Annotated in this window: 11 protein-coding genes and 1 other annotated feature; of the genes, 1 reads left to right on the top strand and 10 read right to left on the bottom strand. The window is 38.0% G+C overall.

What is annotated here, in order from left to right:
- Positions 1-67: 67 nt before the first annotated feature.
- Positions 68-1,714, bottom strand: coding sequence for a peptide ABC transporter substrate-binding protein (locus LJY09_RS03610; RefSeq protein WP_014461587.1), 1,647 nt, complete (start codon positions 1,712-1,714; stop codon positions 68-70).
- Positions 1,715-2,369: 655 nt separating this feature from the next.
- Positions 2,370-2,574: a binding site (T-box leader), on the top strand.
- Between the two features lie 76 nt (positions 2,575-2,650).
- Between LJY09_RS03610 and trpS the strand changes: the two genes are divergently transcribed.
- The gene (gene trpS, locus LJY09_RS03605; RefSeq protein ID WP_028412367.1) at positions 2,651-3,640 is read left to right on the top strand and encodes a tryptophan--tRNA ligase; all 990 of its coding nucleotides are present in this window, start codon (positions 2,651-2,653) and stop codon (positions 3,638-3,640) included.
- 29 nt (positions 3,641-3,669) lie between these two features.
- On the opposite strand, the gene LJY09_RS03600 is transcribed toward trpS, so the two are convergent.
- The 9 genes from LJY09_RS03600 to fabF form a co-directional block, all read right to left on the bottom strand.
- On the bottom strand, positions 3,670-4,419 hold the full coding sequence (locus LJY09_RS03600; RefSeq protein WP_028412368.1) for a YjbA family protein: 750 nt from the start codon (positions 4,417-4,419) through the stop codon (positions 3,670-3,672).
- A 28-nt stretch (positions 4,420-4,447) separates the two neighbouring features.
- Positions 4,448-4,606: a hypothetical protein gene (locus LJY09_RS03595; RefSeq protein ID WP_155916267.1), complete on the bottom strand. Its 159-nt coding sequence runs from the start codon at positions 4,604-4,606 to the stop codon at positions 4,448-4,450.
- 112 nt (positions 4,607-4,718) lie between these two features.
- Positions 4,719-5,633: an oligopeptide ABC transporter permease gene (opp4C, locus tag LJY09_RS03590; RefSeq protein ID WP_028412369.1), complete on the bottom strand. Its 915-nt coding sequence runs from the start codon at positions 5,631-5,633 to the stop codon at positions 4,719-4,721.
- An 11-nt stretch (positions 5,634-5,644) separates the two neighbouring features.
- A complete protein-coding gene (opp4B, locus tag LJY09_RS03585) occupies positions 5,645-6,610 on the bottom strand; it encodes an oligopeptide ABC transporter permease (protein ID WP_013055410.1) in 966 nt (321 codons plus the stop codon).
- A 28-nt stretch (positions 6,611-6,638) separates the two neighbouring features.
- Entirely contained in the window at positions 6,639-8,378 is a 1,740-nt protein-coding gene (gene opp4A, locus LJY09_RS03580; protein ID WP_098113539.1) for an oligopeptide ABC transporter substrate-binding protein, read from the bottom strand.
- A 43-nt stretch (positions 8,379-8,421) separates the two neighbouring features.
- Complete coding sequence (locus tag LJY09_RS03575; RefSeq protein ID WP_048021971.1) at positions 8,422-9,405, bottom strand: ABC transporter ATP-binding protein; 984 nt, start codon at positions 9,403-9,405, stop codon at positions 8,422-8,424.
- The gene (locus tag LJY09_RS03570) at positions 9,405-10,427 is read right to left on the bottom strand and encodes an ABC transporter ATP-binding protein (RefSeq protein WP_098113540.1); all 1,023 of its coding nucleotides are present in this window, start codon (positions 10,425-10,427) and stop codon (positions 9,405-9,407) included. Before LJY09_RS03570 ends, LJY09_RS03575 begins: the two co-directional genes overlap by 1 nt.
- A gap of 226 nt (positions 10,428-10,653) precedes the next feature.
- The gene (locus LJY09_RS03565; protein ID WP_099330623.1) at positions 10,654-11,427 is read right to left on the bottom strand and encodes a DUF2268 domain-containing putative Zn-dependent protease; all 774 of its coding nucleotides are present in this window, start codon (positions 11,425-11,427) and stop codon (positions 10,654-10,656) included.
- 106 nt (positions 11,428-11,533) lie between these two features.
- On the bottom strand, positions 11,534-12,775 hold the full coding sequence (gene fabF / locus LJY09_RS03560) for a beta-ketoacyl-ACP synthase II (RefSeq protein ID WP_033578043.1): 1,242 nt from the start codon (positions 12,773-12,775) through the stop codon (positions 11,534-11,536).
- Between the last annotated feature and the right edge of the window lie 34 nt (positions 12,776-12,809).

The raw sequence follows: 12,809 nt of genomic DNA, 5'->3' as shown, positions 1-12,809 counted from the left end.
CGCGCACAAGAAAGAAAAGTATATGGAGCACCAGGCCCCATATACCCTTTGTCATAATTGATGTTACTTACTCAAAATGAGCCCACTTAATCTGAATGTCTCCAAGACCAGACATCACAACATCTTTCAGCTGCTTGTCTTGTACCCAAGCATTTGTGTAGAAGTAGATTGGTGCCACTGGCATTTCATCCATGAAGATACCTTCTGCTTTTTTCAACATTGCCTGACGTTTTTTAGGATCTGTTTCTTTTTGAGAGTCAATTAATAACTTTTTATATTCTGGATTTTCCCAGTTTGTATCATTATTTCCGCCTTTTTTGTCACGGAATAACTCTAGGAAGTTGATTGGATCGTTAAAGTCTCCTAACCAGCCCATACGCCCAACTTGATAATCTCCTTGGTGTAACTTTTCAATGTAAACAGCCCACTCAGAGTTGTCTAACTGTACTTTAATACCAAGGTTTTTCTTCCACATATCTTGAACAGCTTGTGCAATTTTTGCATGTTTTTCATCCGTGTTGTATGACACCTTAATTGCTGGTAGTTCTGAAGCATCTTTAAGGCCCATTTCTTTCAAGCCTTTTTCTAAATATTCTTTTGCTTTTTTCACATCATTGTCTTTGAAGTAGCCTTTTTTGTTATCTTCAAACATTGTTGGTGGTACAGCCGCCATCGCTGGAACTGAACCGTCTTTTGTAATTTGTTCTGTAATACCTTTACGATCAATTGCATAAGCTAATGCTTTACGAATGTTCACATTGTCTAAAGGTTTTTGTTCTGTATTAAACTTGTACCAGTAAGTACCTGCAATCTCTTGAATGTTTAATGAACCGTCTTTCTTTAATTCAGGAAGTGCATCAGCTGGTAATTGACCGGTAGGCATACCCGCCCAGTCTAATTCACCGTTTTTGAACATTGAAAGTTCAGTGTTGTTATCATTGATCATGTACATTTCAACTTTTTTAAGTTTTACAGCATCTTTATCCCAATAGTTTTCATTAGGAACTAACTCAATTTTGTCGTTATGTTTCCAAGTTTTAAGCTTGAAAGGACCGTTTGACGTATAGTTTTCGCCTGCATTTGTGTACCATTTTTCATTTGATTCAGCAATTTTCGTATTCACTGGGAAGTACGTATAGAAAGCTGTTAATTCTAAGAAATATGGCGTTGGGTTTTCTAATGTTACCTCAAGCGTTTTATCATCTGTTGCTTTAACGGCAACATCATCTAATGAACCTTTTCCTTCATTAGCAGCCTGTGCATTTTTAACATAGTATAATTGATATGCATATTGAGATTCGTTTTTAGGATCTAACGCCCATTTCCATGCATATTCGAAATCTTTTGCTGTTACAGGGTCACCATTTGACCATTTTGCATCGTCGCGAATCGTAAACGTATATTTAGTTTGATCATCGCTGACCTTTACATCTTTCGCCATGGCATTTTCAGGTTTTCCATCTTTACCAATACGAGTTAAACCTTCAAATGTTTGTAATAATACGTTTGATGACGTTGAATCATTAGCTAAGCCTGGGTTCAGTGAGAAAGGCTCAGTTTTAATGTTTACGCGAAGCTCTTGCTCTTTTTTCTTGTCGCCGCCATCACTGCTAGCATTTTCACTGCCACCAGATTCTTTGTTAAATCCACATGCAGCTAAAAACAAGCTCATTACAAGCAGCAAACTGAAAAGAATTGACAACCTTTTCTTCATTGCGTGTTACCCCCTATTAAATTTTGTTTGTGTGGCAACCATATTTTTTTGATATGCACTAATTTCTTAATCCTCTTTCAATACAAAATAATCAGTTATTTTTTCACGTAGTAGAGTGCTAAAGACCTCACTGCAAAATTATTCTTCTACCCTATGAAACTGTCATCAATTGTTTACATGCTGTAAATCCAATGTATGCGCTTAATATGTAGAAGACTCATTCATTACAAAATTCGCTAATTGAAACAAAACATTGGCTATTTTGTTTTTTCTGAAAAATTAAGAAATTGTAATACCTTTGTAAAAAATATGTTTGTTACGCCTATTATAAATATTTTAAAAATTTATTGCAATACTATTATTTAATGGTATTTTTTTGTCATGAGGGAAAAAACCTTATCTTATAAGGATTGTGCCTACTTGTCAGACGTCTAAAATCTTTTTTGTAGTATAGGTATTACAAAGGCATTAGAAATACTAAATAAAAGATTTTTACCAAATCCTCCACCAAATTTTCATTAAGAAATGCTTTAATTAAAAGGTTCTTGTCTTTTTTTGCCGAAGAAAAATTCCAGTAAATTGTCTTATAAACCTTTTTAGCGATAAGATGTTTAAATTCCTGCTTTTTCGCGTTATAATAATGAATAACTATATAATTAAAGCTGTGAAAAAGAGTAGTATGCAGAATTTTCATTTTTAGAGAGTTTGTGGCTGGTGAGAACAAACATTGAAACCTGCAGAATGGACTTTGGAGCTTTCAAGTGCAAAGCTTGAACGTTGATCTCAACGTTACATGAATAAAGATAGTTCACAATAATGTGTGCTAATTAGGGTGGCAACGCGGTCCATTCGCCCCTAGCTTATGCTAGGAGCGGATGGGCCTTTTTATGTTGTATACGTAAACTAGCATCATATATGTGCAGATGAAAGGAAGATTTGATGAAAACAATTTTTTCAGGTATTCAACCAAGCGGTACAATCACTTTAGGCAACTACATTGGAGCGATGAAGCAATTTGTTGAACTTCAACATGACTATAACTGTCATTTTTGTATTGTAGATCAGCATGCAATTACAGCGCCTCAAGACCGTTTAGCACTTCGTAAAAACATTCGCAGCCTTGCTGCTCTGTATGTAGCAGTAGGAATTGATCCAGCAAAATCAACTTTATTTATTCAATCAGAAGTGCCCGCCCACACGGAAGCAGGATGGATGTTACAGTGCGTAGCGTATATCGGTGAACTTGAGCGTATGACTCAGTTTAAAGATAAGTCCGCTGGAAAAGAAGCAGTATCAGCAGGATTATTAACTTATCCTCCACTAATGGCAGCTGATATTCTTTTATACAACACCGATTTGGTGCCAGTTGGTGAAGATCAAAAGCAGCATTTAGAATTAACGCGTGACTTAGCTGAGCGCTTTAACAAAAAATACAATGATATCTTCACTATTCCTGAAGTACGTATTCCAAAAGTGGGCGCACGCGTCATGTCTCTTCAAGATCCTACGAAAAAAATGAGCAAGTCCGATCCAAACCAAAAAGCTTTTATTACGCTCTTGGATGACGCTAAAACGATTGAAAAGAAAATCAAAAGTGCCGTAACGGATTCAGAAGGTATTGTTCGCTACGATAAAGAAAATAAGCCAGGTATTTCAAACTTATTAAGCATTTATTCAATCCTAGCAAATAAATCAATCGAAGACATTGAAGCAATGTACGAAGGCAAAGGTTATGGTGACTTTAAAGCTGACACAGCTAAAGTAGTAGCTGAAGCACTTGCTCCAATTCAAGAAAGATATTATGAATTAGTTGATTCTAGCGAGTTAGATGATATTTTAGATCAAGGTGCCGATAAAGCAAATGCAACGGCTAATAAAATGCTTCGCAAAATGCGAAACGCAATGGGAATTGGCCGTAAACGTTAAAAAAAAACGACTGCTATGCAGTCGTTTTTTTAATTCACTTTTGGCTCTTGTTCAATTTCCCAAAGTTTTTCAAAGAAAGGTTGTCCTTTTACTAAGCGCTCGCATAATAATTTATGTTTCGGTGACCACCCTGACTTCGTTTCATCGTATAGCTGATTCCATACGTCTTGAAACGGCATCTCTTGAATGTCTTCGTATTTCGTTGGATTCCACTCTGTGTACCAGTAGCGGATTTGAGCTGTATTTTTTGTTGTATGTAGCTGATCAAGTGCCATAAATAACAGCTGTTTTAGCTGACGTTCTTTACGTGTTAGCCCTCTCATCGTTTCAGGAGACGGCGAAAGAATATGATGCTCTTTTTTAGTTAGCTCGTCTTCACTGAACTTATATTCTAGCTCTTCTTGATCCGCAATCATCTCATAAACTAACTGTTCTTGTCTTGGAATTAAGCGGCTTTTTCGAATTGGGATATGATAGCCCATCGTATCAATTGCTAAAATATTCGTTCCATCTGTAACAATAAAACAATATTCAACCTGCGTGCGCTCATGATTTTTCCGAATGTATGCTTTCTGATAGACATCTTGTAGTAGTTGTTGAGGTAGCTCGGAAAGATCATTTTCAATGTAATGAAATAAAAGCGGATTTACTTTTAATAACGGTGCTTGATCGAGCAGTTCTACACAATCGTCTTTTCTCCACTCATGGAAATGACACACATTATAACCGTTTTCTTCGCCTTCAAACCAATTAACCCATACATCATGAAGATATAGCATAATTTACCCCTCACTTACTATCTGTTTGTTATCCATCAGTATAGGCAGAGAAAGGAATTTTTATTCCAAATGATGTTATTTTTCTAAAAATTAATTGTAAAATACCTTCGTTTTTGGCTATTATGCAAATGCACTTATTTCGAAGCTCAGACATAACGCCAGTGCTAATGATTGCTACAGGCTTCATGAACTATATCCACCCCTATAAGCAGAAAAAATCCGAGTTTCTTCTATAGTAATAGGTTTGTCAGGAGGTCTGACAAACCTAAAAAAATCTATCACACTTTTGTGATAGATTTTTAACGAAGAGATTTTGGATTTAAAGCATCTTTTAATCCTTCACCAATGAAGTTGATAGCCAGGATCGTAAATGTAATAGCTAAACCTGGCGGAACCCACATCCAAGGCTTATTCTGCAGCACATCTGATTCCCTTGCTTCTGTCAGCATATTCCCCCAGCTCGGCGTATCAGCCGGCACGCCAAAACCGATAAAGCTAATCGCTGACTCAAACACGATAAGGATGGCCATCTGCAAACTGGCTTGAACCACAATCGTTGAAAACACATTTGGCAGCAAATGTTTGAAGATGATTTTAAACGGGCTGCACCCAATGGAAACAGCTGAAAGCACATATTCATTTTCTTTTTCAGCCAAGACTTTGCTTCGCACCAGCCGGGCCGTACTTCCCCAGCTTAGGAAACTAACAACTAGGATGAGCGTCCAAACGCCTGAGATTTTTCCAATTAGAATTGTATTTAACACTACAACAAAAACAATGAGCGGAAAGTTTAAGACAAAGTCTGTAAAACGCATTAAGAATTGGTCCACTTTGCCTCCGTAATAACCCGCAATCGAACCAATAAGAGTTCCGATTAAAATAACGAGTGTTGTACAAGCAACTCCAATCAGTAACGAAGTTCTTCCTCCATACAATGTACGTGCAAATACGTCTCGACCATTTGTATCCGTTCCAAACCAATGCTCACTGGAAGGCGCTGCATTCATCGCCATATAGTCGATACGTGTAATATCTGCTTTTGTAAGCAGCGGTGCAAAAATAGCAAGAAGCGTAATCACAATCATGAAAGCTAAACTTATCATAGCTAGTTTATTTTTAAAAAACTTCTTTCGCGCAATCGCCCATGGAGAAAGGTTTTTAGGAGCTTTCATATTCACTTCTGGCTGTACATCTTTTTTCGTTACAATTTCCATACTTTCTCCTCCTAATCCAAACGAATACGCGGATCTGCTACGCCGTATAACAAATCAGCAACCAGATTCCCAACCAATGTTAAAATTGAAAACAGCATTGTAAGCGACATCATAACTGAGTAGTCACGAGTTGCTACAGAGTCAACAAACAACTTTCCGATTCCTGGATACGTAAAGATTGTCTCTGTAATGATAGAACCGCTAATGATTGTTACAAGATCAAACCCTAAAAACGTAATAAGCGGAATCATTGAGTTGCGTAAGATATGAACATTATAAATTTTAGATTCTTTTGTTCCTTTTGCTCTAGCTGTGCGCACAAAATCTTTGCGACTGTTTTCAATAATATCATTGCGCAAAAATTGGGTATACTGCGCGGTCGACATCAAGCCAAGAATCAGTGCAGGTAATATAACGTGATGAATTCTACTTTGAATAAATTCCCATGATCCCTCTTTTAATCCTACTTCAACAGAACCGCTAAACGGAAACCAGCCTAACTGAAAGGAAAATAAATAAATGCCTACGATCCCTGCGATAAACGATGGAACCGCTAATGCAAAGTAATTATATCCTGCAATAAAGTTATCTGCTAAGGTATACGGTTTTCTTCCTGCATACATACCTAAAATAAATGCAAACACATACGTAATCAAAAGCGAAGTCAAAGCTAAAAAGATCGTATTAGGCATACGCTCTAAAATAATATCTAATGTCGGTAACTTATGAGTTGTTGACTTTCCTAAATCTCCTTGTGCCACTCCCTTTACCCAGTTCCAATATTGAACGTAGATAGGATCGTTATATCCTAGCTTATCACGCATTTCCTCAATGTATTTTGGATCTGTATTACTGGGGTTGATTTCTCCCCCAAAAGGGTCCCCTGGCATCATTTTCGCCAGGGAAAACACAACAAAGGAGATCAGAATCAACATTGGAATCATCCCTAAAATACGTCTTAGTGAGTATTGCAGCATCGTTGACTCTCCTTTACATGTAAAATACTTATTCCGTTACAGACCATTTCTCCGGATCTACAACTACCGTTGATGGATCTAGAGTTACGTTTTTCACACGCTTATTCACAGCATAAATATTGATATTTTCCCATAAAGGAAGTGCTGGCAGCTGCTCGTTAAAGAATTTTTGCCATTTTACATATACATCTTTACGGTATTTATCATCAAATGATTTTTCACTCAAACCGTCTTTAAGCATTTCGTCAGATTCCTTATTTACCCAACGGCCATAGTTCCATTCAGCATTAGAGCTCCATAATCCTGTAGGATCTGGATCTGAACCAGTGTCCCAAGAACCGAAGAACGCTTCTAACGCCTTATCGTCGTTATCTTTCATTTCATTGTACAAGTTAAATTCAACAAGTGAACCCGTTGCTAATTTTGTTTTAATACCAATATCATTCCATGCTTGCATAATAGCCTTCGCACGACCCTCGAAGTTGGCTGGACCAGCATAGTGACCAAATGAGATCGTAAATGGTTTTCCGTTTGGATCTTCTACAAAACCGTCATTATTCTTATCTTTATAACCAGCTTCAGCTAACAATTTCTTAGCTTTTTCTGGACTATACTTGTACTTTGTTAAATCTTTTTGGTCAGCAGCAATCCAGAATACAGACGGAATAACTGTGTTAGAAACAACCGCTTTGTCGTTCATAAATGCTTTTACCATTGCTTTTCTATCTATTGCGTAAAGCAATGCTTGACGAAGTTTTAGATCTTTGAACTTATCATAATCATCTACGTTTTTACCAGCATTTTTATCACGATGTCCAAATCGTAGACCAATATACGAATAACTAGTTGATTTCCCTTCCAAAAAGTCTAAGTTTTCTGCTTTTTCAACTTGCCCTAAATCAGCTGGGCGAACATCCATAATGTCGACATCGCCTTTTTTCAATGCTCCGGCGGAAACAGATGGATCCAGTACTTTTACAACAACGCCATTAAGATGAGGCTTACCTTTCCAATAGTCATCATTGCGTTCCATCTGAACATATTCACTTGCTACCACTTTTTTCACTTTAAACGGTCCAACACCAATAGGCTCTTTACGAACTTGTTTAGACTCTGCAAGATCTTTTACAGCAATTCCTTCATAGTACTTTTTCGGCATTGGATACGGCCATAGATTGTCTAAGTTATTTACACGAACTTCTTTAAACGTAACTTTAAATGTTTGCGGATCTACCACTTCAACTCCGGAAATAGAATCCGCTTTGCCGTCATGATATTCTTGAGCGCCTTTAATATGCTCAACGTTTACATAGCGTGGACCTGTATAGTCTTTATCAGCAATCGTTTCATACGTATATTTAAAATCATCTGCAGTTAATGGATCTCCGTTATGCCACTTAATCCCTTTTTTTAATTTAAACGTGTAAGTTAGTTTATCACCACTCACGTCCCAAGTAGCTAAGTCAGATTTAATTTTTAATTTCTTATCATAAGTAAAGAGACCTTCATTGATAAATTCTAAGATTTGGCTATCATATGCACTACCATACAATGCGTACTCAAAAAGCCCTTCCGGCGCTCCGTCAATCCCATACGTAATCGTTCCGCCATCTTTTGGCTTGTCTGTTTTTGCACCTTCAGTTTTTGCTTCTCCGCCTTCTTTATTACTAGAAGATGAAGAACTGCTTCCACCGCTGCATGCCGCTAGAAAAAGCGATAGCACAAGCAAAATGGAAACAAGTGATAAAAACGATTTCTTTTTCATCATGACGTTCCCCCTATTTAACTAATAATCTGTTCGTATGTAGCTTTTACGAGTTATATAAATGGCAAGCTACTTGATGGCCAGGTCTCACCTCCTTTAAGGCAGGTTTCGTTTGGCTGCACTCTGCCATGGCATGTATACAGCGAGGATGAAACGCACAGCCTTTTGGCGGATCAATTGGACTTGGCACATCTCCCTGTAAAATAATACGCTGTTTTTTCTTTCGTGGATCTGGTTCAGGTATAGCCGATACAAGCGCTTGCGTATAAGGGTGCAATGGCTCTGCGTATAGGCTTTTCTTATCAGCAATTTCTACTAAACCGCCTAGGTACATAACACCGATACGGTCACTCATATGTTTAACAACACTCAAATCATGGGCAATAAATAAAAAGGTTAGGTCGAATTCTTGTTGAAGTTCTTTAAGAAGGTTTAAAACTTGTGATTGGACAGAAACGTCGAGTGCCGATACCGGTTCATCAGCAATAATAAGTTTTGGACGAAGTGCAAGTGCACGTGCAATTCCAATCCGCTGACGCTGTCCACCGGAAAATTCGTGAGGATATTTATAGTATGCATCTTCCGGTAATCCTACTTTTGTAAGTAGATTCATAACTTCTGATTTTAATTGATTGGTTGATTTTCCTGTAAAATTCCGAATTGGTTCAGAAATAACATCTCCAACCATTTGCATTGGATTGAGGGAAGCATAGGGATCTTGAAAAACCATTTGGAAATCTTGTCTGATTTTACGAAGAGAAGTTCCTTTTACTTCTGTGATATCTTTACCATCGAAAATAATTTTTCCGCTAGTTGGTTCCAGCAGTCTTAGAATCGTCCTTCCTGCCGTGGATTTTCCACAGCCAGATTCTCCTACCAGACCGAGCGTTTCTCCTTTTCGAATCGCAAAAGAAATACCGTCAACTGCTTTTACATCACCAATTTTCTTTCGGAAAAATCCCCCGTGAATAGGATAATAGGTTTTTAAATGCTGAACTTCTAGCAATACATCTTTCACCGCTTTAGTCATTAGCTTGTCTTCACTCCTTTTGACGGATAGCTGTTTTCATACAGCAGACATGCGACGTCATGCCCCTGTGAATCCTGGCGAAGAACAGGCGTAACGGAACTACAGTCTTCCATTGCATGAGGACATCGGTTAACGAAACGACAGCCTGTCCGCGGCATGTTTACAAGAGAAGGCACAATTCCTTTGATCGTATTTAATACTTCTACATCATCTTCCATGCGTGGAATTGAGTGAAGAAGCGCTTTCGTGTACGGATGTTTTGGGGCATAAAATAACGTATCAACATCTGTATGCTCAACAATTTTCCCGCCATACATGACAATCACTTCATCACACATCTCAGCAACGACTCCTAAATCATGAGTAATCATAATAATAGACATATCATTGCTTTCTTGAATTTCTTTTAACAATTCTAAAATTTGAGCTTGAACCGTAACATCCAGGGCGGTTGTCGGCTCATCCGCAATTAAAAGTTTAGGCTGACAAGCTACCGCCATGGCAATCATGACGCGCTGCCTCATTCCTCCCGACAGCTGATGCGGATATTCATCGATGAGCTTTTCGGATCTCGAAATACCAACGCTTTTTAAAAGCGCAATGCTTTTTTCACGCGCTTCCGCTTTCGATATATTCATATGGTTAAACAATACTTCCTGCAGCTGATACCCAATGGTTAAAACAGGATTGAGAGATGTCATCGGTTCTTGGAAAATCATTGAGATGTCTTTTCCTCGAACATCATTCATCTCATCTTCTGATAAGTGCGTAAGATTCTTTCCGTTAAATACAACGCTTCCGCTTCTAATTTGACTATTTACTTTAGGTAATAGCCCAATAACGGATAAAGACAATACGCTTTTTCCACAGCCAGATTCTCCTACAACTCCTACAATTCGCTTTCGTCCGACTTGAAACGACACGTCGTCCACAGCATTATGCCAGGAATCATTAATGGAAAAAGCAGTTTGTAAATTTTTTACTTCTAGTAAAGGTGTTGATTCGACGGGCTTTTTATCCATTTATAGTGCACACCTCATTTTTCTAAAAATTGTTATATTTGAATAAGATATTATTACAATTTCATTACAAAATCAATATATTTTGAAAATTAATTATATTTTTTATTTTTAAAATAATGATTTTTGAATATCTCTTCAGCACTTTAACGCATAAACCTCCTAATTTTTTGTTGAAAACAGGATAAAATTTACTATTTTTTGTTTTAGGTATATAGAACTTATTTTTTTACAGTTGGAACGCAGATTTTTTTAAGATAGTATTGGTACTAAGAGGAAGCAGCTGGGTAGTAGTTAAAGTGTGAGGCTTCATACATGAAGTAACAAGATGATAACCGATATTGTAGCCCATCATTTCTGGATACCAATTTTGGCCGAATAACAGTTGATCATATTTTTTTTCGTCAGCGCACAGATTGTAATGAGGTTTAACATGCTTTTCCCACATTTTTTTAGCTTCTTCAATGGTATAATAATTTGTCCAAGGAGCTAAATATTTTTTACCACAATATTCCTCCACTGCTCTTTCAGCTAACCCTTCCATCATCATAGCGTCTAACAAAGTAATCGTTTCATCAGATTTGTTAATGGCTTTTAGCCTGCAAACGTGATGATATTCATGGGTAAGCACCGCTAACATTTCTTCATCGGATGTATGACTTGTCATAAACACAAATAATTTATCGGTAAAAGCGACACCTGCTCTTCCGTTAAATTCACGCTGCATTTTTCGATTTCGAGGATTGCTTGGCAGCACTAGCACCGCTACATCCGGCCCATTCCATGCTTTTTTAAGCTTTTCATAATGTGCTTTTACTTTCTTCCAAACCTGCCTTTTCTTCATTTCTTCTAATTCTTTTATAAACATTAAAGAAGGCGGACACATTCCATAGTTAAAAAGTAATTCCATATATTCTTTTTCTTTTAATTTCTTAAAATAGCGCGCAAGATAACGGCTTATTTCTTTCGGCTCCGTCCAAGTAGAAGTTGAAACAATCGGCATGTTTTCCCCTCTCTTTCTTCATCCTTTTGCTTCATGATATGTTCACAGCTACTCTTTTGGTTATTAAAAATAAAAAAAATTCTAGGCGTCAGCCTAGAATTTTTCATTATGCTTCGTATTTTTTAAAGATGATTGTTGCATTGTGACCGCCAAATCCAAGTGAGTTGCTTAGCACCGCTTTTACTTCTTGCTTACGCGCTTTGTTTGGAATGTAGTCTAAATCGCACTCTTCATCGGGTGTTTGATAGTTAATTGTTGGAGGAAGAATACCGTCTTGAATTGCTTTCACACTAAAAATAGCTTCTACTCCACCAGCAGCTCCTAGCAAGTGGCCAGTCATTGACTTTGTTGAACTAATTGCTACTTTTTGAGCGTGGTCACCAAATACTTCTTTAATAGCCATCGTTTCAAATTTATCGTTGTACCCTGTACTTGTACCGTGAGCATTGATGTAATCAATATCACTTGGCTGTAGACCTGCATCTTCAATCGCATGACGCATTGCACGAACGCCCCCTTCTCCTCCTGGAGCTGGCGCTGTGATATGATGAGCATCTCCTGTTGAACCATAACCCACAATTTCAGCATAAATACGTGCGCCGCGTGCTAATGCATGTTCAAGCTCTTCAAGCACAATAACACCCGCACCTTCTCCCATAACGAAGCCGTCGCGGTCTTTATCAAACGGACGAGATGCTGTTGCAGGATCTGGATTTGTAGAAAGTGCTTTATTCGCACAGAAACCAGCAATAGATAAACGCGTGATTGGTGCTTCCGTACCGCCCGTCACCATCACGTCTGCATCTCCGCGTTGAATGACTTTAAATGCATCACCAATAGAGTTTGTACCTGTTGCACACGCCGTTACCGTACAAGAGTTCACGCCTTTCGCCCCTAAAGCAATAGAAACTTGTCCTGTTGCCATATCAGGAATCATCATCGGAATAAAGAATGGACTTACACGGCGGGCACCTTTTTCTAATAACGTTGAATATTGATTTTCAAACGTTTCCATACCGCCAATTCCAGAACCAATCCAAACCCCGACGTTTGGAGCAATCTCTTCCGTAATAGTCAAATTCGAATCTTTAACAGCCGCCAATGCAGCTACCATCGCATATTGAGTAAAGCGATCCATCTTACGAGCCTCTTTGCGGTCAATAAAATCTTCCACGTTAAAATCTTTTACTTCAGCCGCTACTTTAGCAGGAAATTCATCTGCATCTAGTCTTGTTAAAGGACCAACGCCAGACACGCCTGCTACTGCGTTTTTCCAAGCTGTTTCTACGTCATTTCCAATTGGTGTAAGCCCACCAAGTCCTGTTACAACTACACGTTTTTTATTCATCGTACATTCATCTCCTTCAGTTGCTTTAAAAATG

Origin of the sequence: Priestia sp. J2, assembly GCF_020790095.1 — a bacterium.
In the GTDB taxonomy this organism is placed as follows: Bacteria; Bacillota; Bacilli; order Bacillales; family Bacillaceae_H; genus Priestia; species Priestia zanthoxyli.
Note: the sequence above shows the minus strand (reverse complement) of the source record. Positions and strands in the feature narration are given on the sequence as shown.

Excerpts from the sequence above, each read along its gene's own strand:
- opp4B (WP_013055410.1), bottom strand. The coding sequence starts at position 6,610 with ATGCTGCAATACTCACTAAGACGTATTTTAGGGATGATTCCAATGTTG.
- LJY09_RS03570 (WP_098113540.1), bottom strand. The coding sequence starts at position 10,427 with ATGGATAAAAAGCCCGTCGAATCAACACCTTTACTAGAAGTAAAAAAT.
- fabF (WP_033578043.1), bottom strand. The coding sequence starts at position 12,775 with ATGAATAAAAAACGTGTAGTTGTAACAGGACTTGGTGGGCTTACACCA.
- LJY09_RS03575 (WP_048021971.1), bottom strand. The coding sequence starts at position 9,405 with ATGACTAAAGCGGTGAAAGATGTATTGCTAGAAGTTCAGCATTTAAAA.
- LJY09_RS03565 (WP_099330623.1), bottom strand. The coding sequence starts at position 11,427 with ATGCCGATTGTTTCAACTTCTACTTGGACGGAGCCGAAAGAAATAAGC.
- opp4C (WP_028412369.1), bottom strand. The coding sequence starts at position 5,633 with ATGGAAATTGTAACGAAAAAAGATGTACAGCCAGAAGTGAATATGAAA.
- LJY09_RS03600 (WP_028412368.1), bottom strand. The coding sequence starts at position 4,419 with ATGCTATATCTTCATGATGTATGGGTTAATTGGTTTGAAGGCGAAGAA.
- LJY09_RS03595 (WP_155916267.1), bottom strand. The coding sequence starts at position 4,606 with ATGAAGCCTGTAGCAATCATTAGCACTGGCGTTATGTCTGAGCTTCGA.
- opp4A (WP_098113539.1), bottom strand. The coding sequence starts at position 8,378 with ATGATGAAAAAGAAATCGTTTTTATCACTTGTTTCCATTTTGCTTGTG.
- LJY09_RS03610 (WP_014461587.1), bottom strand. The coding sequence starts at position 1,714 with ATGAAGAAAAGGTTGTCAATTCTTTTCAGTTTGCTGCTTGTAATGAGC.